This is a genomic window from Orrella dioscoreae (assembly GCF_900089455.2).
Classification (GTDB): Bacteria; Pseudomonadota; Gammaproteobacteria; order Burkholderiales; family Burkholderiaceae_B; genus Orrella; species Orrella dioscoreae.
Map to the genome: position 1 here is coordinate 3,327,175 of NZ_LT907988.1, position 23,255 is coordinate 3,350,429.

General features: G+C 66.7%; 17 protein-coding genes and 1 pseudogene. 5 read left to right on the forward strand and 13 right to left on the reverse strand.

What is annotated here, in order from left to right:
• Positions 1–91: 91 nt before the first annotated feature.
• Together ODI_RS15500 and ODI_RS15505 are read right to left on the reverse strand one after the other, a co-directional pair.
• Positions 92–1,591, reverse strand: a complete 1,500-nt coding sequence (locus ODI_RS15500) for an AMP nucleosidase (RefSeq protein WP_067754810.1) — start codon at positions 1,589–1,591, stop codon at positions 92–94.
• Positions 1,592–1,672: 81 nt separating this feature from the next.
• Positions 1,673–2,578: a LysR family transcriptional regulator gene (locus tag ODI_RS15505; RefSeq protein ID WP_067754808.1), complete on the reverse strand. Its 906-nt coding sequence runs from the start codon at positions 2,576–2,578 to the stop codon at positions 1,673–1,675.
• Positions 2,579–2,706: 128 nt separating this feature from the next.
• On the opposite strand from ODI_RS15505, the gene ODI_RS15510 reads away from it, so the two are divergent.
• On the forward strand, positions 2,707–3,321 hold the full coding sequence (locus ODI_RS15510; protein WP_067754805.1) for an NAD(P)-dependent oxidoreductase: 615 nt from the start codon (positions 2,707–2,709) through the stop codon (positions 3,319–3,321).
• A gap of 39 nt (positions 3,322–3,360) precedes the next feature.
• Here the strand turns inward: ODI_RS15510 and dld are convergent, their stop codons facing one another.
• The 5 genes from dld to ODI_RS15535 form a co-directional block, all read right to left on the reverse strand.
• Positions 3,361–5,154 carry a D-lactate dehydrogenase gene (gene dld / locus ODI_RS15515; RefSeq protein WP_067754802.1) on the reverse strand — a complete coding sequence of 598 codons (1,794 nt, stop codon included), beginning with the start codon at positions 5,152–5,154 and terminating at the stop codon, positions 3,361–3,363.
• Positions 5,151–6,287 carry an FMN-dependent L-lactate dehydrogenase LldD gene (lldD, locus tag ODI_RS15520; RefSeq protein ID WP_067754799.1) on the reverse strand — a complete coding sequence of 379 codons (1,137 nt, stop codon included), beginning with the start codon at positions 6,285–6,287 and terminating at the stop codon, positions 5,151–5,153. Before lldD ends, dld begins: the two co-directional genes overlap by 4 nt.
• Positions 6,288–6,336: 49 nt before the next feature.
• A complete protein-coding gene (gene lldR / locus ODI_RS15525; RefSeq protein ID WP_098020920.1) occupies positions 6,337–7,095 on the reverse strand; it encodes a transcriptional regulator LldR in 759 nt (252 codons plus the stop codon).
• 47 nt (positions 7,096–7,142) lie between these two features.
• Positions 7,143–8,849, reverse strand: coding sequence for an L-lactate permease (gene lldP / locus ODI_RS15530; protein WP_067754793.1), 1,707 nt, complete (start codon positions 8,847–8,849; stop codon positions 7,143–7,145).
• A gap of 328 nt (positions 8,850–9,177) precedes the next feature.
• Complete coding sequence (locus ODI_RS15535; protein WP_067754791.1) at positions 9,178–11,148, reverse strand: acyltransferase family protein; 1,971 nt, start codon at positions 11,146–11,148, stop codon at positions 9,178–9,180.
• 80 nt (positions 11,149–11,228) lie between these two features.
• On the opposite strand from ODI_RS15535, the gene ODI_RS22330 reads away from it, so the two are divergent.
• Entirely contained in the window at positions 11,229–11,369 is a 141-nt protein-coding gene (locus tag ODI_RS22330; RefSeq protein ID WP_157929775.1) for a hypothetical protein, read from the forward strand.
• Positions 11,370–11,430: 61 nt separating this feature from the next.
• Here ODI_RS22330 and ODI_RS22550 read toward each other — a convergent pair.
• A pseudogene (locus ODI_RS22550) lies at positions 11,431–11,607 on the reverse strand (alpha/beta fold hydrolase); the annotation flags it as partial.
• Positions 11,608–11,828: 221 nt separating this feature from the next.
• On the opposite strand from ODI_RS22550, the gene mutS reads away from it, so the two are divergent.
• From mutS to ODI_RS15560, 3 genes are all read left to right on the forward strand, one after another.
• The gene (gene mutS, locus ODI_RS15545; RefSeq protein WP_408635833.1) at positions 11,829–14,468 is read left to right on the forward strand and encodes a DNA mismatch repair protein MutS; all 2,640 of its coding nucleotides are present in this window, start codon (positions 11,829–11,831) and stop codon (positions 14,466–14,468) included.
• Positions 14,465–15,655 (forward strand): JmjC domain-containing protein, encoded by a 1,191-nt coding sequence (locus ODI_RS15550; RefSeq protein ID WP_067754789.1) that lies wholly within the window; start codon positions 14,465–14,467, stop codon positions 15,653–15,655. The genes mutS and ODI_RS15550 overlap by 4 nt, the downstream gene beginning before the upstream one ends.
• Before the next feature lie 754 nt (positions 15,656–16,409).
• Positions 16,410–18,257: a methyl-accepting chemotaxis protein gene (locus ODI_RS15560; RefSeq protein WP_067753656.1), complete on the forward strand. Its 1,848-nt coding sequence runs from the start codon at positions 16,410–16,412 to the stop codon at positions 18,255–18,257.
• A gap of 53 nt (positions 18,258–18,310) precedes the next feature.
• Here ODI_RS15560 and bamC read toward each other — a convergent pair whose 3' ends face one another.
• The 5 genes from bamC to ODI_RS15585 form a co-directional block, all read right to left on the reverse strand.
• Positions 18,311–19,447 (reverse strand): outer membrane protein assembly factor BamC, encoded by a 1,137-nt coding sequence (bamC, locus tag ODI_RS15565; protein WP_098020922.1) that lies wholly within the window; start codon positions 19,445–19,447, stop codon positions 18,311–18,313.
• A gap of 14 nt (positions 19,448–19,461) precedes the next feature.
• The gene (gene dapA / locus ODI_RS15570; RefSeq protein WP_067753662.1) at positions 19,462–20,370 is read right to left on the reverse strand and encodes a 4-hydroxy-tetrahydrodipicolinate synthase; all 909 of its coding nucleotides are present in this window, start codon (positions 20,368–20,370) and stop codon (positions 19,462–19,464) included.
• 122 nt (positions 20,371–20,492) lie between these two features.
• Positions 20,493–21,140 (reverse strand): site-2 protease family protein, encoded by a 648-nt coding sequence (locus tag ODI_RS15575; protein ID WP_067753664.1) that lies wholly within the window; start codon positions 21,138–21,140, stop codon positions 20,493–20,495.
• Between the two features lie 75 nt (positions 21,141–21,215).
• Complete coding sequence (locus tag ODI_RS15580) at positions 21,216–21,845, reverse strand: L-threonylcarbamoyladenylate synthase (protein ID WP_067753667.1); 630 nt, start codon at positions 21,843–21,845, stop codon at positions 21,216–21,218.
• Positions 21,846–22,192: 347 nt separating this feature from the next.
• On the reverse strand, positions 22,193–23,083 hold the full coding sequence (locus ODI_RS15585; RefSeq protein WP_067753670.1) for a sensor histidine kinase: 891 nt from the start codon (positions 23,081–23,083) through the stop codon (positions 22,193–22,195).
• Between the last annotated feature and the right edge of the window lie 172 nt (positions 23,084–23,255).

Here is a 23,255-nt window from a genome sequence, read left to right on the forward strand (position 1 = left end):
TTCGTTAAGTTTCAACGCCTTGCTTAGACAGCGCAAAAAAAGGGCACACGTGTGACAGTGTGCCCAATCCTTGCGCAGTCAAGACCCGTTCCTATTGGAAGGCGGTCTCCATGAAACTGCGCAGCTTGCGCGAGTGCAGGCGCTCGGGCGGCATCTCGCGCAGCAGCTCCAGGGCCCGCATGCCGATTTCCAGATGCTGCGACACCTGGCGCTGGTAGAACGCCGTCGCCATGCCGGGCAGTTTCAGCTCTCCATGCAGCGGCTTGTCGGACACGCACAGCAAGGTACCGTAAGGCACCCGGAAGCGGAAACCGTTAGCCGCGATGGTGGCCGACTCCATGTCCAGGGCAATGGCGCGTGACTGCGAGAAACGCTGCACGGGCTCGAGGTGATCGCGCAGTTCCCAGTTGCGGTTGTCGATGGTGGCAACCGTGCCGGTGCGCATGATTCGCTTCAGGTCCCAGCCCGACAGCCCCGCCACCTCTTCGACCGCCTGTTCCAGCGCAACCTGCACTTCCGCCAGCGGCGGCAGCGGCACCCAGGTGGGAAGGTCGGCGTCCAGCACGTGGTCTTCCCGCACATAGCCATGTGCCAGCACATAGTCGCCCAGGCGCTGGGAGGTGCGTAGCCCCGCGCAATGCCCCAGCATCAGCCAGGCGTGCGGGCGCAGCACGGCCACGTGATCGGTGATGGTCTTGGCGTTGGAGGGCCCCACGCCGATGTTGATGACGGTGATGCCCGAATGGCCGGGGCGCACCAGGTGGTAGGCCGGCATCTGCGGCAGGCGCGCCAGCGGCTGGCCTTGCGAGGGCTGGCTGTCGCCGCGGCGCGTGACGAGATTGCCGGGCTCGATCAGCGCCTCGTACGGGCCCTCGCCCGTCGCCATCTGGGCGCGGGCGCGAGCGCAGAACTCATCGACATAGAACTGGTAGTTGGTGAAGAGGACGAAGTTCTGGAAATGCGCCGGCGCCGTGGCGGTGTAGTGCTGCAGGCGGTGCAGCGAATAATCCACACGCGGCGCGGTGAAGGGCGCCAGCGGCCGGGGCTCGTCTTCACGCCCGCGCCAGGTCCCGTTGACGATGGCATCGTCCGTCACGGTCAGGTCCGGCACGTCGAACACGTCGCGCAAGGGCCGCGACAGCGTCTCGATGCGCACCCCCTCCACGAACGTCCCTTCGGAGAAGGCAAAGTGCAGCGGCATCGGCGTATCGGACTCGCCGATCTCGACCGGCACGCCATGATGGTGGATGAGCTGGCCGATCTGTTCCTTCAGGTATTCGAAGAACAGCGTGGGCTGCGTGACGGTGGTTTGGAACCGTCCGGGATCGTCCACATGGCCGTAGGACAGGCGGCTGTCGATGGGGTCGTAGGTCTGGACCTCGAACCGGATGGCCGGATAGCAGGCCCTGACGCGCCCTTCGGCCGGCGCCTTGCCCTGCACGTAATCCTGGAAGGCCTGCCGCAGGAAAGCGGCGCTGCGGCCATACAACTCGACCAGCCTTTCCACCGCCTGCTGCGGATCCCGATAGGATTGGAAGGGCGCGGGCGCCGGGCTCAGTATGACCTCGGGACGTCTCGTAAACGCATGCATATCCAGTGTGTCCGCCTCGGGTTGCTTTGGGGCTGGATCATTATAGGCACGGGCCGGTGACCGCTCCTTTGCCACGATACGTCATGCCGCGGGCGTGGCCACCATGCCCTGGGCGAAATGTATCGCCAGGAAATCCAGCATGGAACGCAGGGTGGCGGGCATGTGCCGGCGCGATGCATAGACCGCATGGAAATAGGTGTCCACTGGCCGGTGCGCCGGCAGCAGCGCCACCAGCGCGCCATCGTCCAGCCGCGCCTGGGCCAGATAGGCGGGCAACATCGCCACACCTGCCCCCGCCACCGCCGAGGCGCACACGGACAGCGCATCGTTGGCGCTGAAATTGCCACGCACCGCCACCTGCAAGGGCTCACCCTCGCGCAGGAACTCCCAGACGCTGCTGCCGTAATACGCGTGGGTCAGGCAGTTGTGCCCAGCGAGGTCCTGCGGCTGGACGGGCGTGCCATGCTCCCGCAGGTAGGCCGGCGCCGCGCACACCACGGACTCGCAGACCGCCAGCTTGCGGGCGATCAGGTTCGGATCGATCTCGCGGCTGATGCGCAAGGCCAGGTCGATGCGCTCCTGCACCAGGTCGACCTTGCGGTCCACCAGCAGCAACTCGACCGAGACCGCCGGATGCTGGCGCTGATACAGGGCGACCGCCCGGGACAGGCGGGCGTAGCCCAGGGAATTGCTGGCGGTGATGCGCAGCAGCCCGCGCGGCGCGTCCTCCCGGCTGGCGCCGGCAGCCCGGATCTCTCCGCCCAGGGCCAGCACCTGGCGGCAGCGCGGCAAGGCCTCCGCGCCCGCGGCGGTCAGGCTCAGCTTGCGGGTCGTGCGGTGCAGCAGCCTGGCACCCACCCAGCCCTCCAGGTCGGCCAGGTGGCGCGACACCACCGGACGGGACAGTCCCAGCCTGTCGGCGGCGGCGGATTGGCTGCCGCCATCGACCACGGCGACAAAGACTTGCATGGCGGTAAGACGATCCATGGGGCGCCCTATTGTTTTTGATATCGGAACAAATAAATGTCAATTGCCGGCTATTTTGCGCGGTTTTCCGGAACTAAGCTTGTTTCACCGCTGGCGATGCCAGCCTTGAACCGACTACGGAGAATGCCATGAGCAATATCGCAATCCTGGGCGCCACCGGCCGTGCCGGCAGCCAACTGCTGGAAGAGGCCCTGCGCCGCGGCCACACCGTCACCGCCATTGCCCGCAACGCCTCCGCGCTGCAAGGCCGCGCCGGGGTGAAGGCGGTGTCGCTGGACGTGCTGGATGCGCAGGCCCTGGCCCGCGCGCTGGCAGGCCATGACGCCGTCCTGAGTGCGACGCACTTCTCGACGGTACCGCCGCAAGCTGTCATCGGACCGGTGAAGGAAGCGGGCGTTCCGCGCCTGTTGGTCGTAGGCGGCGCGGGCAGCCTGGAAGTCGCGCCCGGCAAGCGCGTGCTGGACCTGCCCGACTTTCCCGCCGAGTACAAGGCCGAAGCCACGGCTGGCGCGGCGTTCCTGGACGCCCTGCGCAAGGAGCCCGGGCTGGACTGGACCTTCCTGTCGCCGTCGGCGGAATTCGTGGAAGGCGAACGCACCGGCGCCTTCCGCCTGGGCCAGGACACGCTGCTGAGCGATGCCGCCGGCCGCAGCTGGATCAGCTTCGCCGATTTCGCGATCGCGTTGATCAACGAACTGGAGGCGCCCGCGCACTCGCGCAAGCGCTTTACCGTCGGCTATTGAGCCTGTCCTTGCATGGCGGACCGCGGTCCGCCGCGTGCCTCAGCCGGCATCCTGGCTGGCGTCGTAGCCGTAGGCCGCCGGGAAGCCCGGCTTGCCCTGGTCGCAGCAGGCGCCCCAGCCGAACAGCTTGGAAGTGTGGCCGATGCCGGGATTGAACACATTGCAGGGATCCAGCTTGCGATAGTGCGAGGACAGCGCGGGCTTGGCCTCGTACAGGTGCCCGACATTGTGCTCGGCCGGATACTCGGCCTGGCGCGCATCCAGCAGCGTCCACATGCGATGCTCCATCGCCAGCGGATCCACGCCCTTCTTCACGATGTAGTCCTGGTGGAACACGTGGCAGAAGAAGTGGCCGTAGTACAGCTTGTGGACCATCACCTCGTCCATGTCGCGCGGCAGGGTCTCGACCCATTCGCGGTCATTGCGCCGCAAGGCGATATCCAGCGCGACGATATCCTCGACCGAGCCGCGGTGCGTGTCGCGATAGCGGATGGCCGCGCCCGCCACGGCGAAGCGATGCAGGAAGGCCTTGCGGCCTTCGTCCGGCTCGCAGTGGAAATAGCCCCCCTCCCTGCCCTGGAAGTGCGCGTCCAGGAAGGCCCGCGTGGCATCGGTGGAATCTTTCGCCACCCGCAACAGCAGGTGATGCGCATAGCGGTTGCGATAGTCACGCATGCGCGGCGGCAGGTGGCTGGGCAACAGCGCCATGACCGCCTGGATGACGTGATCCGTGACGTTGCGCAGGCCCAGTTTTTCAAAGAACCCGTCGATGCGGCTCTTCAACGCGAAGGCCGCCGGCACCTTGGCCGTGCCCAGCTTGTCGATGAGCAGGAAGGTGTCCTTGCCATAACGCGCGCCGATGTCGAAGGCCACGCGATGGATGTACTCGCCCGCGATGGGCAGGCTGGGCAGGGAGGTGAGCAGGTGGCGGCGCACCGCCGTCAGGTCGTCCGGATCGTTGCTGCCGATGTAGAAGACGTCGCTGGCTTCGCGCGGGAAGGTGTCCAGCCGCACCGCGAACACACCCACCTTGCCCGCCGATCCCGACGCCTCGAAGAGCCGTGACGGATCCGCGTTGAAACGCGCGGGGGTCGCGGCGTCCACGTCGCGCACGTGCTCGCCGTAGCGGGGATCGGATGCCGCGCGCTCGCCGCTGTTGTCCACGTCAGCCGGGCCATACTGGCCCGCCTGCAGGCGCGTCAGGATTTCCTCGGGCGAGTCGCCCAGCGCGATGCCCAGGTGGTTCACCAGGCGCAGCGTGCCGCTGTCATCGACCGCGGCGTACAACGCCATCTCGGTATAGGCCGGGCCGCGGCGCACCAGCGCCCCGCCCGAGTTGTTGCAGACGCCACCCAGCACCGAGGCGCCGATGCACGAGGAGCCGATGACGGAATGCGGCTCGCGGCCCAGGGGCGCCAGCGTCTGCTCCAGCCGGTCGAGCGTGGCGCCCGGCAGGCAGACCACCTGCGCGCCGTCGTTGATGACCTGCACACCTTGCAGGCGCAGCGTGCTGATCAGCACGATGTCGCGGTCGTAGTCGTTGCCATCTGGCGTGGAGCCGCCGGTCAGCCCCGTGTTGGCCGCCTGCATGATGACGATGCAGCCGGCCTCGACCGCCGCCTGCATGGCCTGCCACTGCTCCAGCAGCGTGCCGGGCCGCACCACGGCGAGCACGCCGCCTTCGCCGGTGCGATGCCCCTTGCGGAAGCGGCGCGTGTCGGCGTCCTGGGTCAGCACATGGGTGGCGCCGACCACCTCGCGCAGCCGCGCCAGCAAGGCCGGGCTGTCAGTCCGGCTCCGTGCCTGCGCCTGCGTCCCCGCAACGGCGGTCATGCCTGCACCAGCGAGTCGCGCGTGATCTCGGAGATGGACTTCACGCCCGTCAGCGTCATGGCCACGCGGATTTCCTTCTCGATCAGGTCGAGCAGGTGCGTGACGCCGGCCTCGCCCGCTACCGCCAGCGCATAGATGAAGGCGCGGCCCAGCAGCACGGTATCCGCGCCCAGCGCGATCATGCGCACGACGTCCAGGCCGCTGCGCACGCCGCCATCCGCCAGGATGGTGAGGTCGCCCTTGACCGCGTCGGCGATGGCCGGCAAGGCGCGCGCCGAAGACAGCACGCCGTCCAGCTGGCGTCCGCCGTGGTTGGACACGACGATGCCGTCCGCGCCGAAACGCACGGCGTCGCGCGCGTCCTCGGGATCGAGGATGCCCTTGATGATCATGGGGCCCTTCCAGAAATCGCGGATCCACTCCAGGTCCTTCCAGGAAATGGAGGGGTCGAAATTGTTGGCCAGCCACGCGATGTAGTCGGCCAGGCCGGTGGGCTTGCCCAGGTAGGCCGAGACGTTGCCGAGGTCATGCGGGCGGCCGTTCACGCCCACGTCCCAGGCCCAGCGCGGATGCACCATGGCCTGCAGGTAGCGGCGCATCGGGCCGTTGGGGCCGCTCATGCCCGAATGCAGGTCGCGGTAGCGCGCACCCGGCGTGGGCATGTCCACCGTGAACACCAGCGTCTTGCAGCCCGCCGCCTGCGCGCGCTCCAGCGCGTTCTTCATGAAGCCGCGATCCTTCAGCACGTAAAGCTGGAACCACATGGGCCGCTGCATGACGGGCGCGACTTCCTCGATGGGGCACAGCGACACCGTCGACAGCGTGAAGGGGATGCCCTTGCGGTCGGCCGCGCGCGCGGCCTGTACCTCGCCGCGGCGCGCATACATGCCGCACAGGCCCACCGGCGCCAGCGCCACCGGCATGGACAGGGTCTCGCCGAACAACTGGGTTTCCAGGCTGAGCGCCGACACGTTCTTCAGCACGCGCTGGCGCAGCGCCACGTCGGCCAGGTCCTCGACGTTGCGCCGCAAGGTGCGCTCGGCATAGGCGCCGCCATCGGCGTAGTGGAACAGGAAAGGCGGAATCCTGCGCTGGGCGGCGGCCCGGTAGTCGGTGGAAGCGGAAATGATCATGGCGTCTCGTCTCGTTGTTTTACGGGCGGGGAAAACAGGACTGTCGGAATCATGAGGGCGTGAACAGGCGCATGGCGCGTGCGCGCCGGGCGTCGTCCTCGTCCAGCGTGCGGACGGTGGTGCGCACGAAGTCCAGGTGCGAGGTCACGGCGTCGCGGGCGGCATCGGCGTCGCCGTCCAGCACCGCCTGCATCAGCGCGCGATGCTGCCCCGTCAACAGGGCGAAGTTGTGCGGCACCGTGTAGATCTCCTTGCGGTTGCGCGTCACGGTGGACTGCAGCAGGTCGAAGAGCCCGCGCATGGTCTGCATGAGCACCAGGTTGTGCGAGGCCTCGGCCACCGCCAGGTGGAAACGGGCGTCGGCCTGCGCGGCCAGATCCGGGTTCTCGCTTTCGTTGAACTGCAGCGTGGCGTCGAAGGCATCGCGCACGCGCACCTTGTCCTCGTCCGTGGCTCGCAGGGCGGCATGCCACGCACAGGCGCCCTCGATGGCATGGCGCGCCTCGAGGACGTCATAACGGTATTCGGGATCGTCGACGAACAGCGTGGCCAGGGGAGTCACCAGGCTGTTCTCGGACCAGGCGGCCGTCGGCGCCGCCGGTGGCGCCTGCAGATAGGTGCCGCCGCCACGCCGACTGACCAGCAAGCCCTTGCTGGCGAGCTTCTGGATCGCCTCGCGCAGGGAGGGCCGCGACACGCCCAGCTCCTCGGCCAGCTTGCGCTCGGCCGTCAGGCGCTCGCCAGGCTTCAGGCCCTGTTCACGGATCAGGGTCTGGAGCTGGTCGGCGATCTGGTCTACGAGGCGCATGGGCAATGGCGGCAATGACGTCGGCAAGGGTCAGGCAGGGGCTGCGATCACGGAATCATCCACGGCAGGACGTAAGCCTGCAAGGTGGTGATGATGCCGACGATAACCGTGAAAATGAGACTGTGCTTGACCGTGAAGCGGAACAGGTCCGACTCTCGGCCCACCAGGCCGACGGCCGCGCACGCAATGGCGATCGATTGCGGCGAGATCATCTTGCCGGTCACGCCGCCCGTGGTGTTGGCAGCCACCAGCAACACCTCGGGCACGCCGATCTGTTGCGCGGTGGTCGCCTGCAACGCCGCGAACAGCGCATTGGACGAGGTGTCCGAACCGGTCAGGAACACGCCCAGCCACCCCAGGAAGGGCGAGAAGAACGTGAAGGCATGGCCCGTGTGCGACAGGGCCAGCGCCAACGTGGCCGACAGGCCCGAGTAGTTGGCGATGAAGGCGAAGGCCAGCACCATGCCGATGGAATAGATCGGCAGGGCCAGTTCCTTCAGCGTGGCGCCGAAGGTCTCGACCGCGGCACGCGGCTTCATCTTCAGGAAGGCGATAGAGATGATCGCCGCGAACAGGATGGCCGTGCCGGTGGCCGACAGCCAGTCGAACTTGTAGATGGCGTCGTAGGGCGTGGCCTGGGCCACGATGGGCGGCATCTTGTCCACCAGGTGGTGCAGGCCGGGCACGGGCAGGCTCAGCACCCAGTTGGCCAGCGCGCCGCCCTTGGCGAACAGCGCCTTGAACGGCGGGATGCTCCAGACCGTGACCATGGCGGTCAGGAAGAGGAAGGGCATCCAGGCGCGCGTGATCTGGCCGGCGGAGTAATGCTTGCGCGGCGCGGCGGCGGCAGCGGCGGCCTCCGCGGACGCCGGGTTGCTGGGTGCCGCCGCGGCACCCCGCTCGCCACCGCCGTCCTCGTTCTCGAAGCGGAAGATGCGCACGGGCTTCCAGACGCGCAGGAACAGCGTCAGGCTGAGCAGCGACGCCAGCGAGGACGTGATGTCCGGCAGTTCCGGGCCGAGGAAGTTGGAGGTCAGGTACTGGACGATGGCGAACGAGCCACCGGCCACCAGCACGGCGGGCCAGGTTTCCTTCACGCCACGCCAGCCGTCCATGATCGCCATGATCCAGAACAGCACGATGAGGGTGAGGAAAGGCAGCTGGCGCCCCGCCATCTGGCCGATGGCGAAGGGATCCAGGCCCGTGACCTGCCCGGCCACGATGATGGGAATGCCCATGGCGCCGAAGGCCACGGGCGCGGTGTTCACGATCAGGCACAGGCCGGCGGCATAGAGCGGGCGGAAGCCCAGGCCGACCAGCAGCGCGGCCGTGATGGCCACCGGCGCGCCGAAGCCCGCCGCGCCCTCCAGGAACGCGCCAAAGGAGAAGCCGACCATCAGCATCTGCAGCCGCTGGTCTTCGGTGACCGACAGGATCGAGGAGCGGATCACATCGAACTGTCCGGTGCGGACCGACACCTTATAAAGGAAGACCGCGCCGATGATGATCCAGGCGATCGGCCACAGGCCATAGAAGAAACCGTAGACGGCAGAAGCCAGTGCGCGGTCGGCAGGCATGCCGTAGAAGAACAGCGCGACAGCCAGTGCGATCAGCACGGTGATGGTGCCAGCCACGTAGCCCTTCATGCGCAGCGTGGTCAGCGCCAGGAAGAAGAACAGGATGGGAAGCGAAGCGATGAGGCTGGATAGCCAGATGTTGCCAGCGGGGTCGTAGAGTTGTTGCCAGGCTTGCATGGGCCTATGTCTCCTGCGGATTGGAATGCCGCCGCGGCCTGTCCCGGATCATGACTGGGCGGCCTCGCTCCCCGTGCGAAAACCGCCCTCTGTGCGCCATGTCCGACAGGACGCGGTGGGTGTCTCTCTCCAAATTGGTCTGTCCAATTCGACCTTGTTTCGAAGAAGGGGTGATTATAGGGAGCGCAAAATCCGCAGAGCAGCTAGGGTTTATCCTTAAGAAATTAGTCTAAGTGGCCAATAAAACAATAGTTTGGTATTACCAATTCGGCATAGAAAAACGCCCTCGACTGCAAGACAGCGAGGGCGTGGAACCGCGGCAACATGCTTACTGCAAGGGCAGACCTCGCTCCGCAGCCCACTCGGCAAAGCGCTTGACGAGTACCTCACTGGCGTACTCTGAATAGTGGCTGTATTCGTCCCGGAAGGCCGGCATGCCATCCACGATCAACGAACACCTGTCCCCATCACAAAGCATGTCGTTCTGGTCGAAGAAGGGAATATCGGGGTGACTGGCGGCCAGCGCATCAACAAGCGGCTGGAACTTGGCATCCAACTCCTTGCGCGCGCCCAAAGGCAACTCGCAGCTTTGTTGCGGCGTCTTCAGCGGCCGTGCAAAGCAACCTTTCAGGTCTCCATCCCGCGTGAGATGAGGCTTGAAGATAACGACCTTTGCGCCGTGCCCCACCAGAAAATCCAGACGCTCCTGAACCGCCTGGATCGTCGCGGAGTTCTGTGCCTGACTAAGGCCGTCAATCACGACGAGCCTCAGCGTACCGGCGGATGCTTCAATGACACCATCGATCAGAAGCCGCTGCTTGTGTGCACGATCGCCAGAGCAAGGACTGTACGTCTTGGGGGCTTCCGGATCCGTGATGTATCTCACGTCCACTGGACAGGCGCCAATCGACAGGATGCTTTCAACGGAAAAGGGCTTCACCGTAAGAAAACCGGCATAGTGGTGATTGGCGAAACTGCTGCCCAACAACAACAGAGTGGGCGGTGCATCCTTGCTGGCCACGCAGAACCACCAGCCATAGTCCGAAGCATCAGGAAAGGGATAACGCTTCAGGCAGGTGTCATTCTTGGTGTATTTCCAAAGCGGCCCCACGAACTGACTGTTTCGGAGCGCGCTTTCCTTGATCAGCGCTCGTTCAGTCAGGCCATCCTTCTTGAATATATCGTAGCCAGCAATACCCAACAGAAGCATCACGCCTGCCAGCCCCGGCACGATCCAACGGGACTCCGCATGGCGCAACGGCTTCTCGACCAGAAAATACGTCAGAATGGCCAAAACCACGGAAACGCCTACCGCTAACTGCGCCACCCTCAGTGGAAGCGCCTCGCCAATAATGATGTGAGCGAACGAAAGCAATGGCCAATGCCAAAGATACAAAGGGTAGCTGATCAAGCCAATCCAGACGAACAGACGCGATGACAGTATCCACCGGTTGAGATACGCATTGGGCCCACAGGCAATCAGCAACGCCGCGCCCATCGCTGGCGCGACAGCAGCAGTGCCTGGGAACGGCGTCTCCTTGGTAATCGTATAGAGCCCGTAGGCAATCAATGCTGCGCCTGCAACTGAAAGCAGGTTGCTGGCTGCCATGGCCAGTGCCGGCATGGACAACCTGCGTCCCCTCCACTGCAGGTATGCGATTGACGCACCGATCAGCAACTCCCACATCCGCATCTGCGGCAGGTAGAAGACGGAAACCGGATCCGTACCAATATTCTGGATATTGAGGAAAAAAGAAACCGCCATTGCAGCTACGGCCAGGAGCAGGAAATTCAATCGAAGCTTCCATGCCAACCAAAGCGCCAAAGGCCAAAAGAAGTAGAACTGCTCTTCTATGCCGAGGGACCAAAGATGCAGAAGGGGTTTCTTTTCAGCGGTTACATCGAAATAGCCTGCCTCATTCCAGAGCACGAGATTCGAAACAAACGCGGCTCCCCCAGCAACGTGCTTGCCAAGTTCCTTGTACTCATCGGGGAACAGAAGGAACCAGCCCGCGACCAAGCTGCTGACAAGAACCAGCAGCAACGCAGGAAAAATCCGCTTGATGCGCCTCGCGTAGAAATCAGCCAGACTGAACGTTCCCGCCTCCATGCTTTTATAGAGAATGGAGGAAATCAGATAGCCTGAAATGACAAAGAAGATGTCGACGCCTATGAATCCCCCTGGCAGCAATGCAGGGAAGGCGTGGAACAACACGACGACGGAGACGGCGATGGCCCGCAAGCCGTCTATATCCGGTCGATATCGAAGATTTTTATTGTGCATCTGGAAAGAGGGCATTGCAGGAAAAGAGCATCAATTGTATCTAAAGATGACCCGATTCCGATTCGCTTCTTGTCCCGCGAGGTATCCTTGCCGCCATGAACACCATGCATCTCGTCATCGGCACCGCCCTGGGTGCTGCCCTGGGCGTCATCCTGAACAACATCGTCGTCGGCATCGTGGCGGGCATCATCCTCGCCTTGCTGCTTTCGGTGACGAAACGCGGGCCGCGCGAATAGCGCCAGGCCTGACCTGGCTCTGGCACCAGAGCTGCCCGCAACGGCCCTGCCAGCCCTTGCGGCAAAATGCCAGGGTCGTCTCGGCCACCCGCGCCGGCGCCTCCCGCTGCGGAAAGTGCCCCACGCCCTCCAGCCCCTGCCTTTCATAACGACCGCTGAAGCGGCCTTCCCTGCCGCGTGAACTGGCTGGATGGTTGCAGGTGTCGGCGGCGCCGTGCAGCACCAGCAACGGCACGCTGTCCGGCCAGCCATGCATGCGCACCGCGGTGCGTGCAGCACCCGGGTTCCACGCCAGATAAGCGATGTCCAGCCGCGATGTCGAAACGCGATGCTGCGTACGCGTGATGCCCCCTGGGGCAAGGGGCGACGCCCCTGAGCGTAACCGGAGCCCGCTGTTTAGAATGACGCCTTGATCGCGGGTGAGTCCGCCCCCGCAAGCATGGCAACCCATTGGATTCGATGAGCAAAACCACCGACACCTCCGGCCTCACGCCGATGATGCAGCAATACCAGAAGCTGAAGGCCGAAGCCGGCTCGCTGCTGCTGCTTTATCGCATGGGCGATTTCTACGAGATGTTCTATGAGGACGCCGAACGCGCCGCGCGCCTCCTGAACGTCACGCTGACCAAGCGCGGCACCAGCAATGGCGTGCCTATTCCCATGGCCGGCGTGCCGGTGCATGCCATTGAACAATACCTGGCGCGCCTGGTGGCGCTGGGCGAATCCGTCGCCATCTGCGAACAGATCGGCGACCCCGCCACCAGCAAGGGACCGGTGGAACGGCGCATCGTGCGCATCGTCACGCCGGGCACGCTGACCGACGAAGCCCTGCTGCCCGCCAAGGCCGACCGCGCGCTGGCCGCCGTGCACGTGCCCATCAAGGCGACCCGCCACGGCTTGCTGGGCATTGCCTGGCTGAACCTGGCCAGCGGCCACTTCCGCCTGACCGAGTGCAGCGCGGACCAGTTGGAGTCCGAACTGGCGCGTGTCGCGCCCGCCGAAGTGGTGTTGCCCGAGCACGCACCGGCGCTCTCCGCCTTCGATGGCGCCACGGCGCGCGTGCCCGATTGGCACTACACCACCGACAGCGCCCGCGAACAGCTGCTGGCCCATTTCCGCACCGATACGCTGGCGGGCTTCGACGTCGAGGACATGCCCGCCGCCATCTGCGCCGCCGGCGCCCTGCTGCGCTATGCCTCGCGCACGCAGTCGCAGGCGCTGGCGCACGTCCAGTCGCTGCAGGCCGACCGGGCCAGCCAGTATGTGCTGCTGGATCCCTTCACGCGGCGCAACCTGGAGCTGACGCGCACGCTGTCGGGCGAGGAATCCCCAACGCTCTTCTCCATCCTGGACAACTGCCGCACGCCCATGGGCAGCCGCCTGCTGCGCCGCTGGCTACACCATCCGCTGCGCGACAACGCGCCGGTGCTGGCACGCCAGCACGCCATCACCGCGCTGCTGTCGGCGCGCACGCCCGAACACCTGGCCGGCAACCCGTATGCGCCCGCTCCCTTGCTGGAATCCCTGCGGACCGCGCTGCACAAGCTGCCGGACATCGAGCGCATCGCGGCCCGCGTGGCATTGCGCTCGGTCCGTCCGCGCGAACTGGCCGCCTTGCGCGACGCGCTGGGCGCCCTGCCCGGCGTGCGCGCGCTGCTCGATGGCGAGGCTCCCGCGCCGCGCCTGGCGGAGCTGGCGCAGTCGCTGGACTGCGACGCGGCGCTGGGTGCGCTGTTGGCGCGCGCCATTGCCGAGGAGCCTGCGGTCGCCGTGCGCGACGGCGGGGTCATCGCGACGGGCTTCGACGCCGACCTCGACGAACTGCGCATGCTGTCCACCGAGGGGGGCGATTTCCTGCTGCAACTGGAGACCCGTGAGCGCGAGCGCACCGGCATCGCCAACCTGCGCGTGGAGTTCAACCGCGTCCACGGCTTCTACATCGAGGTGTCGCGCGGCCAGACCGACAAGGTGCCCGACGATTACCGCCGCCGCCAGACGCTGAAGAACGTCGAGCGCTACATCACCCCGGAACTGAAGTCCTGGGAAGACAAGGTGCTGTCCGCGCAGGACCGTTCGCTGGCGCGCGAGAAATGGCTGTATGAGCAGGTGCTGGACCAGTTGGCGCCCCATGTCCCCGCGCTGACCGCCTGCGCGCAGGCGCTGGCCGAGCTGGATACGCTGGGCGCCCTGGCCGACCACGCGCGCCGCCACGACTGGGTGGCGCCGGACCTCGGCGAACAGGCCGAGATCGACATCGACGCGGGCCGCCACCCCGTGGTGGAGCGCAGCATCGAGCGCTTCACGCCCAACGGCTGCCGGCTGGACGCCACCCGCGCCATGCAGCTCATCACCGGCCCCAACATGGGCGGTAAATCGACCTACATGCGCCAGGTCGCGCTCATCGTGCTGCTGGCGCGCACGGGCAGCTTCGTGCCGGCCGCGCGGGCGCGCATCGGCCGCATCGACCGCATCTTCACGCGTATCGGCGCCGCGGACGACCTGGCGGGCGGGCGCTCGACCTTCATGATGGAGATGACCGAGGCGGCCGCCATCCTGTCGGCCAGCACCGCGCACAGCCTGGTGCTGATGGACGAGATCGGGCGCGGCACGTCGACCTATGACGGCCTGTCGCTGGCCTGGGCGATCGCCCACCGCCTGCTCACGCACAACCGCGCGCTTACGCTCTTCGCCACGCATTATTTCGAATTGACCCGCCTGCCGTCCGAGCTGCCGCAAGCCGCCAACGTGCACCTGGCCGCGGCGCAGTCGCCCTCCGGCATCGTGTTCCTGCACGAGGTCCGCGAAGGCCCGGCAAGCCGCAGCTACGGCATCGAGGTGGCGCAGCGGGCCGGCGTGCCCGCCGCCGTCATCCGCCAGGCCAGCCGCGAACTGGAACGCCTGGAATCGCAGGGCGCGCCCTCGCCGCAGCTCGGCCTGTTCGGCGGCGAGCCTGCCCCCTCTGCCGCGGCGGACGTGGACCCCGCCGAACTCGACGCGCTGCGCGCCCTGCGCGAATCGCTCGAGCAGATCGATCCCGACAGCCTCACCCCGCGCGACGCGCTGGACGCCCTTTATCGCCTGAAGCACGCCCTGCCATGAATCCGACCCTCCCCCTCGCCCTGCTGGGCGGCCTGACGCCCGACGCGTTCATGCGCAAGATCTGGCAGCGCAAGCCGCTGCTGATCCGCCAGGCCATTCCTGGCTTCCGTTGCCCGCTGAGCACCAACGACGTGCGCAAGCTGTCGCGCAGCGACGATGCCGAATCCCGCCTCATCTGGCGCGAGGACGATGCCTGGCAGATGGAGCCCGGCCCCTTCGCCCGCCTGCCCAAGCCCGCCGAACCTGGCTGGACGCTGCTGGTGCAGAGCCTGGAGCAGCACCTGGACTGGGCTGCGGCGTTGATGGCGCAATTCCGCTTCATCCCGGATGCCCGCCTGGACGACATCATGGTCAGCGTGGCCAGCGATGGCGGCGGCGTGGGCCCGCATTTCGACAGCTACGACGTCTTCCTGCTGCAGGCACGCGGCAAGCGGCGCTGGCGCATCAGCCAGCAGAAGGACCTGACGCTGGTCCCCGACCTGCCCCTGAATATCCTGCAGAACTTCCACCCCGAAGAGGAATTCGTGCTGGAGGCCGGCGACATGCTGTACCTGCCGCCGCAGGCCGCCCACGACGGCATCGCCGTGGGCGACGATTGCATGACGCTCTCCATCGGCTTCCGTTCGGCGGATCGCGCAACGCTTGCGCGCGGCATGCTGGAAGCCGCGGCCGAGCAGTTGGCCGCGCGCAGCGGCATGCCCACCGGCCCTTATGGCGAGCCGCCGCTGCCTGGCCCCGACCTGTCCGCGCGCTACCGCGACCCGGGACAGGCCGCGACCGGTAAGCCGGCAGCCCTGCCCGAAGCCCTGGTCGAGGCGGCCGTCAGCGCCGCGAACGCCGTCAAGCTCGATGCCAGCCTGGCCACGCGTTTCCTCGGCTGCTGGCTGAGCGAGCCCAACGCCCGTGCCGTCTTTGACGACGCGCCGGACGACCTGCCGATGCTGGCGGAAGCATGGCCGGCAAGCGGACGGCTGCGCCTGGATCGCCGCTCGCGCATGCTGTATCGGGGCAGGCAGCTCTTCATCAACGGCGAGTGCGCGCCGGTCGCCGCGGAAGCCGGCCTGCGGGCCCTGGCCGATGCACGCGAACTCGACGTCTCGGCCGCCGTCGCCAAACGCCTGAGCCCGGCGGCGCGCGATTGCCTGGATGACTGGCTGGACGCAGGCTGGCTGCATTTCGAGAGGTAAAACGCAACGGTCGGGGAGCGCCTGTCTTCGCCTCCCTGGGCACGCCTTGCCCAGGATCCGATCATTCAGGGTTAACCCCGATACACCCCGTCATTGCGGACACACTTTCGCAAACAATGTTTCGCCTGGGCTACCGACGCTTTAATTTCCACACCCATGTCACAGTGGGACTCCGGTAGCCTGAACTTGTCTCCCCGCTTTCAAGGCGGGGCCACAAGTAAGCATTAACCACAATGATGGAGTCCACAATGATCAAGAGCGTGCTCGTAGCTTCGACCCTGGCGCTTGCCCTGGTTGGTTGCGGTGACAAGAACGAACCGGCAGCCCCGGCTTCGCCTAGCGCCCCCGCCCCCACGGCTCCCGCACCGACGCCGGCGCCGGAATCGACCCCGTCGACCCCCGCCCCCGCTACGCCGGCTCCCACCGATCCCGCTGCGCCCACCCCGCCCGCTCCCGGCGGCACCGGTGGCACCGGCACGACGACGCAGTAATCGCGTCGCACGCCTTTCCCCGCCGGGTGAACCCCCGCCCGGCGATGGAGACCAAGGCCTGGGCAGGACTTCCGATGCGAAGCCTGCCCAGGCTTTTTCATGGCGGGTGCTATCGCGCCATGCGGGAATCATTCAGCTTCCAGACAGCTACAAATTCAAGTTTTATCCCGGAGATTCACATATTGCGTCGCATCATTTCGTGATTCATTAGGCAGACCTGAAAACCATTTCCGCCGCAGTTCAGGTTTGTCCAGGCTCACGCCATGCTTTCGCTCCAGAATCTTTCCCTCAAGAAGAAACTCACCGGGCTCGTCCTCTTCTTCATCGCCACCTTGCTTGCCCTTGGCGCCATCGCCATGCAGGAACTGTGGTCCGTCAGCCAGCACCAGCGCGCCATGTATACCGACACGGTCCAGCCGCTGCGTGTCGTGGTGGATGCCGCGCGCGAGGGCGCCACGCACTATCGCCGCCTGTACAAATACATCCTGACGCCGGATCGCAAGGAACGCGACGCCGAACTGCGCTTCAACGCGCAGTCCGAGCAGGCCGTGCTGGACACCGCCCGCATGCTCCAGGGGGAATCCGATCCTGCCCTGCGCGACGCGAGCACCAAGCTCGCCGATGCCTGGAGCCGCTACAAGGCTTCCGTCAACACCGTGCAAGCCATGGCGGACCGCGGCGATCCGGCAGTCATGGATGAAATGCACAACACCGCCGCCGGCCTGCATATCGCGGTGCGCACGGTGCTGCTGGACGCCGCCAAGCGCCAGGAAGAACTGGCACGCCTGGACACCGACGCATCCGCTGCCTCCGTCGAACACACTTTCTGGCTGCTGACGGGTCTCATGCTGCTCGGCGCACTGGTCAGCAGCATCCTCGGGCTGGGCCTGGTGCGCTCGGTCATGCGCCAGCTGGGCGGCGAGCCCGCCTATGCAGCCCAGGTCGCCCAGGAGGTCGCCAAGGGCAATCTGGGCCTGCGGGTGATGCTGCGAGACGGAGACCAGACCAGCGTGCTGGCCAACATGGACAGCATGCGGGCGAACCTCGCCGGGATCGTCAGGCAGGTCCGCCAGGCCAGCGAGGCGATCGCCACGGGTGCGGGGCAGATTTCGTCGGGCAATACGGACCTGAGCCAACGCACGGAGGAACAGGCATCCAGCCTGGAGGAAACCGCGGCGTCGATGGAGGAGATGAACGCCACCACCCAGCAGAACCTGGACGCCGTGCGCACCGCGTCCGAGCTCGCCATTTCCGCGCGCAACGCCGCCGCCCGCGGCGGGGATGTGGTCGGCAATGTCGTCAGCACCATGGACGATATCAACGCCAGCTCGCAACGCATCGGCGACATCATCGGTGTCATCGACTCGATCGCTTTCCAGACCAATATCCTGGCGCTCAATGCGGCGGTGGAAGCCGCCCGCGCCGGCGAGCAGGGCCGCGGCTTTGCCGTGGTGGCGGGTGAAGTGCGCGCGCTGGCGCAACGCAGCGCCGAAGCCGCCAAGGAGATCAAGCAGTTGATCAGCCAGAGCGCCGGCAAGGTCGAGGCAGGCAGCCGCCTGGTGAGCGACGCCGGATCGGCCATGAACGACATCGTGGCCGAGGTGCGCCGCGTGGCCGACCTCATCAGCGAGATCGGGGCCGCCGCGCAGGAGCAGGGCCAGGGCATCTCGCAGGTGAGCGATGCCGTGAACCAGCTGGATCGCGTGACCCAGGAAAACGCGGCGCTGGTGGAGGAAGCCGCCGCGGCGGCGGGCAGCCTGGACGAACAGGCCGCCAAGCTGGTGAATCTCGTCAGTGTGTTCCAGTTGGGCAAGGAAACGGTCAAGGCGCCCATGACGAACACTGCGCCCACGCAGACGCCGCCAGCCCCGCCACCCGCCGCGGCGCCCGCGCCGGCCCCCGCCAAGCCTGCTGCTCCCACGCCCGCAACGATCAAGGCCGCCCCGGTCGTTGCCCGCCCGGTGGACAAGACCGTGATCACCCCCACGCCGCATCGCCCCGCCGCCTTGCGCAAACGGGCTCCTGCCCAGGATGCCGAACCTGCGCGGGCCACGCCGCGCCCGGCCTCGCCCGTCCCCTCCCAGGCCAACGACGACTGGGAAAGCTTCTGATCCAGGCAAAAAAAAACGGCGACCGAGGCCGCCGCTTTTTGGACTGACACGGATCAGAGGCGATCCGCCAGCACGCCCAGCAGGCGGCGTGCCGTGGGGGACGCGTCGCGCTCACCCTTGGCGTCGAGCACCGTCACGAACGTCGTGCCGCCCTCCTCGCGCAGTTGCAGGCGGTATTGCGCGGCCTGGGCGCTGGAGCCCGTGCCGAACAGGCGGCTGAAGAAGTTCGGGTCTTCGCGCTTCTGGCCGGTGTCCGTATCCAGGTAACGCACGTAGTACTCGCCGGTGCTGCGGTTGCGGTCATCCACCGTGAAGCCGGCCGAGTCCAGCGCAATCCCGACACGCCGCCAGGCGCGATCGAAAGGCTCGACCACGCGCAGCGTGGCGTCGCCCGTGGCTTCGCTCTGCTCGACTTGCGGGCGCTGCGGCTGGCTCTCGGCCTGCGCGACCAGTGTGCGGGCACGCTCGACGTCGGTGCCGAGGAAGACGAGCATGCGCGCCAGCATGGCGGCGTTCAGGCCCGGGTCTTCCTTGCCGTGCTCCCAGGCCACCTGGGAGCTGTCATAGCCGCCGATGCGCTTTTCCAGCATCTGCTCGTGCGAGACATAGACCTCGGTGCGGCCGTTCACGCGCTCGATGCGCGTGCGGAAACGCTCACGCTCGCCGCTGTCCCAAGCCTGGTCGATGATGGAACCCAGGGCGCTGCGGATCCAGCCTTCCGGCACCTTGGCGCGGTTCTCGGTCCATTCGGTCTGGATCAGGCCGGCCTTGGGGTCGCTGACGGTGACGACAAAGCCCTGCTGGCCCCAGAACTCGACGATGCGGGGATAGATGTCTTCGGGCGTGCGATCGACCGACAGCCAGCGCAGATTGCCGTCACGCTCGACGCGCATGCCGCTCTGCTCGGGCAGCACGGTCGACTGGCGGTTGGCCGAGGCAGCCTGCTGGCTGGCCTGCTCGCCCTGCTGCTGGAACTCGCTGAAGGTCGTCGTGCCGGAAGCGGGCGCGCTGTAGCGCGGATCGCTGGCGGCCTGGGTCAGGTCCGGCGGAATGCTGAGGCGTTCGCCACGCACCGCGCCCTTGTAGTTGACGGACTCTTCACGGCCCAGCATTTCGTTGACATTGCTGCAGCCAGACAGCAGCAAGGCGACCAGCGCGGCCGCGCCTGCATGACGTTTGTTCATACACATCCTCATGATGTTTTTCAGAGCAGGCCCGCTTCCTGCAAGGCATTGCGGACCAGCGCATGGTGCGACTCACCCAGTTCGACCAGCGGCAGCCGGTAGCCCAGGGAGATGCGCCCCATTTGAGCCAGCGCCCACTTCACGGGCACCGGGTTTCCTTCGACGAAGAGCACCTTGTTTAGAAGCGCAAGCCGTCCATTAAGTTCGCGCACCCGTGCAACGTCGCCCGCCAGCGCGGCGGCGCACAGCTCGTGCATGAGGCGCGGCGCCACGTTGGCGGTGACCGAGATGTTGCCGCGCGCGCCCAGCAGGATCAGGGCGGCGGCGGTGGCGTCATCGCCGCTCACGACCAGGAAGTGCTCGGGCGCGTCGCGCAGCAGCAGCGCGCCACGGCCGATGTCGCCCGTCGCATCCTTGATGCCGATGATGTTCGGCACCTGCGCCAGGCGCAGGACGGTCTCGTTGGACATGTCGGCCACGGTGCGGCCGGGCACGTTATAGAGCAGCGAGGGCAGATCCACCGCTTCGGCCACGGCCTTGAAGTGGCGGTACATGCCTTCCTGGCTGGGACGGTTGTAGTAAGGCACGACGGACAGGCCGGCTTGCGCGCCCACGCGCTGCGCGTAGCGCGAGAGTTCGATGGCCTCGGCCGTCGAGTTGGCCCCCACGCCCGCGATGACGGGCAAGCGGCCCGCCGCGTGCTCGACGGCCACGCGGATGAGCTCGGCGTGTTCATCCATGTCCACCGTCGGCGATTCGCCGCTGGTGCCCACCACGACCAGGGCATCGGTGCCCTCGGCCACGTGCCAGTCGATCAGTTTCCGATAGGTCTCGTAGTCAAGGCTGCCGTCGGGCTGCATGGGGGTGACGAGCGCCACCATGCTGCCACTGAAGGCGGGAGATTGCGATGCAATGTCGGATGTTGCCATGACAGGACTCCAGAGTGGCCGCCGCACGGGGCAGGTGTGCGTCAGCCGCGCAACCGGACGCAGCGCGCCCAGGATAATGAATTGAATAAACCGGGAATTTTAGCGGATACGGGCCCGGTTGCTCAAAGAAACCAACTGACCACGGCCCGGCCCAGCGCCATGACCGGTTGCATCAATGTCCACAACACGCCGGTGGCCAGCAGCACGATCACGATCATGAGGCCGTAAGGCTCGATCCGCTGATACTGCCAGGCCAGGCGGCTGGGCAGCAGGCTGAACACGATGCGCCCGCCATCCAGCGGCGGCAAGGGCAGGAGATTGAGCGCCATCAACACCAGGTTGATCTGTATGCCGACCAGCGCCATGTCAAACCAGAAACCGCCCTGCCCGCCTCCTTCATGGATGAGCCGCAGGCTGATCGCCCACAGGATCGCCATGAACAGGTTGGCGGCAGGCCCCGCGGCGGCGACCCACAGCATGTCGCGCTTGGGACGGCGCAGGCGCCCCCAATCCACCGGCACCGGCTTGGCCCAGCCGAACAGCATGGCGGGCCCGCCGAAAAGCTTGGACATCAGCAGGATGCCCAGCGGCACCAGGATGGTGCCCACGGGATCGATATGCCGGATGGGGTTGAGCGTGATGCGTCCGGCCTGCGCGGCGGTGGGATCGCCGAAGGCGCGCGCGACATAGCCGTGCGCCGCCTCGTGCAGCGTGATGGCGAACACCACCGGCAAGGCGTAGAGGGCGATAGTCTGGATCAGATCGTTCATCGCGCGATTGTAACGGGGTCGGCTGTCAAGAAAGCGTCATCCTGCGGACAAAAGGGAGCGCGCTGGCAAGACGGCTCAGGTCACCAGGCCCAGTTCAGACGGATCGCCCGCCCCGACGCGCAGCACTTGGGGCGTATCGCCCGTCAGGTCGATGACGGTGGTCGGCGACAGGCGGCAAGGCCCGGCATCGATCACGGCGCCCAATTGATGCTCGTAGCGGGCGCGGATGAGCTCGGCGTCGTTCAAGGGGTCTGTCTCGCCATCGGGAATCAAGGTGGTCGAGATGAGCGGCGCGCCAGCCTGCTCCAGCAGGCCCAGGCAGACGGGATGACCCGGCACGCGGATGCCGATGGTCTTGCGCGAAGGATGGGAGACGCGGCGCGGCACTTCGCGCGTGGCTTCCAGGATGAATGTCCAGGGTCCGGGCGTCGCGGCCTTCAGCAGGCGGTACTGGGCATTGTCGACGCGGGCGAAATGGCCGATCTCGGCCAGGTCCCGGCACAGCAGGGTCAGGTGATGACGTTCGTCCAGCCCGCGCAGGCGGCGCAAGGCGTCCGCCGCCTGTTTGTCGTCCAGGCGAGCCGCGACGGCATAGCTGGAATCGGTGGGCAGGGCGACCAGGCCGCCTGACTGCAGGCATTGCGCAGCCTGCTTGAGCAAACGGACCTGAGGATTCTGCGGATGAACGGAAAGAAATTGCGCCATCGGCCTATCCTACCACCGCCCTTCCCTGCCCGCCGCCGGGGTCGGCCCTCTCCCCCTGCATCAGCGTAACGCCAGGGAGACATCAGGACCGTGAAAGCTGCCTCTGGGAGACCTGCCAGGGAAAGGCTACCTTTGTGGACCGCCGCCCCGCCCATGCAACGCTTCGCGTCCTGCTCATGCCCCAGCCCACCTCCCTCGTCCCCACCGCCCCCCGTTCACCGCAAGGGGCGAATACGCTCGCGCGCGGCCTCACGCCCGCCTTGCTGCACCGGCGGGCCGAAACCACCCTGAGCCTGCTGATGCTGCTGCACCTGCAACAGATCAAGGCCGCGGCCAGGCAAGCCGCCTCAGGCCAGCGGCAGGCGCACATGGGCCACCACGCCAAGCACGCGGCCATTGCGCTTGCGGTTGCGCAGCCACAGCGACCCGCCCATGGCCGCCACGCCCTCCCGGCACACGGCCAGGCCCAGGCCGGTGCCCGTGCCGCCCGGTCCCGCCTGAAACGGCAGCCATAGCCGTGGCAACGCGTGGGGCGCAAGCCCCTCCCCCGCGTTCCAGATGAGCACCTCGGCGTATCCCGCCCGCTTCCGCAGGGCCACGCCCAGCACGGTGCCCGGCCGGGCGTGCCGGATGGCGTTGGCGAGCAGGTTGCCGAACACCTCCCAGGCGCGCCATGCCGGCGTGCGCAGGGCGGCGGGCGCCAGCCTGCACCGCAGGCGCAGATCCTTGTCCAGCGCCAGGGGCGCCAATGCCAGCACCAGCTCACGCAGGCTTTCATCCAGACGGCATGCGGCCTCGCCGCCAGGGACGGGCAATGCCTCGGGCGGCATCAGCAGTTGGTCCGCCAGGTACAACGTTCTGGATACCGTGCGCTGCATGTCGCGCAGCACGTGCGCGCCAGGCGCATCGCCGCGCAGGCCGGCCTGCAACTGCACGGACAGCGCCGCAAGCGGGGAGCGCAGCTCGTGGGCGGCGCGCGCCAGGCCCAAGGCGTCGTGCATGCGCATGCGCAGCAGATGACGCACCCAGGCCAGGCTGGCCGCGCAGCAGACGCCCAGGCCGAACAGGCACAAGGCATACACGCGCAGCACGGCATCGGCCGCCTCCGCCGCGCGCAGCAACATGCCGAGGCCGGCCACGCAGGCCGATACCAGGGCCAGCACGACGCCGCACCACAACACGCGCAAGGTCCGGTGTGTCGCGCCCATGGCGCGCGCGGGGGAAATCAGGGAAGACATAGGCAAGGTAAGCCGGCGCCCCGGCGGGCGCGGAGGAAGTCAGTCGGGTTGCCGATCCGGCCTTGCGGGCAGAATCGTTCCGAATGATAGAAGCCACGGCGTCGTGCCACGCCGGCTTATGCGCCTCCTCCGCAAAAAAGCGCTTAGCGGAGTGCGGACATGTGGAAAAAAT

Bases quoted from the DNA above. Each gene is read 5' to 3' on its own strand.
- ODI_RS15500 (WP_067754810.1), bottom strand. From the start codon at position 1,591: ATGCATGCGTTTACGAGACGTCCCGAGGTCATACTGAGCCCGGCGCCC.
- ODI_RS15505 (WP_067754808.1), bottom strand. From the start codon at position 2,578: ATGGATCGTCTTACCGCCATGCAAGTCTTTGTCGCCGTGGTCGATGGC.
- ODI_RS15510 (WP_067754805.1), top strand. From the start codon at position 2,707: ATGAGCAATATCGCAATCCTGGGCGCCACCGGCCGTGCCGGCAGCCAA.
- dld (WP_067754802.1), bottom strand. From the start codon at position 5,154: ATGACCGCCGTTGCGGGGACGCAGGCGCAGGCACGGAGCCGGACTGAC.
- lldD (WP_067754799.1), bottom strand. From the start codon at position 6,287: ATGATCATTTCCGCTTCCACCGACTACCGGGCCGCCGCCCAGCGCAGG.
- lldR (WP_098020920.1), bottom strand. From the start codon at position 7,095: ATGCGCCTCGTAGACCAGATCGCCGACCAGCTCCAGACCCTGATCCGT.
- lldP (WP_067754793.1), bottom strand. From the start codon at position 8,849: ATGCAAGCCTGGCAACAACTCTACGACCCCGCTGGCAACATCTGGCTA.
- ODI_RS15535 (WP_067754791.1), bottom strand. From the start codon at position 11,148: ATGCCCTCTTTCCAGATGCACAATAAAAATCTTCGATATCGACCGGAT.
- ODI_RS22330 (WP_157929775.1), top strand. From the start codon at position 11,229: ATGAACACCATGCATCTCGTCATCGGCACCGCCCTGGGTGCTGCCCTG.
- mutS (WP_408635833.1), top strand. From the start codon at position 11,829: ATGAGCAAAACCACCGACACCTCCGGCCTCACGCCGATGATGCAGCAA.
- ODI_RS15550 (WP_067754789.1), top strand. From the start codon at position 14,465: ATGAATCCGACCCTCCCCCTCGCCCTGCTGGGCGGCCTGACGCCCGAC.
- ODI_RS15560 (WP_067753656.1), top strand. From the start codon at position 16,410: ATGCTTTCGCTCCAGAATCTTTCCCTCAAGAAGAAACTCACCGGGCTC.
- bamC (WP_098020922.1), bottom strand. From the start codon at position 19,447: ATGTGTATGAACAAACGTCATGCAGGCGCGGCCGCGCTGGTCGCCTTG.
- dapA (WP_067753662.1), bottom strand. From the start codon at position 20,370: ATGGCAACATCCGACATTGCATCGCAATCTCCCGCCTTCAGTGGCAGC.
- ODI_RS15575 (WP_067753664.1), bottom strand. From the start codon at position 21,140: ATGAACGATCTGATCCAGACTATCGCCCTCTACGCCTTGCCGGTGGTG.
- ODI_RS15580 (WP_067753667.1), bottom strand. From the start codon at position 21,845: ATGGCGCAATTTCTTTCCGTTCATCCGCAGAATCCTCAGGTCCGTTTG.
- ODI_RS15585 (WP_067753670.1), bottom strand. From the start codon at position 23,083: ATGTCTTCCCTGATTTCCCCCGCGCGCGCCATGGGCGCGACACACCGG.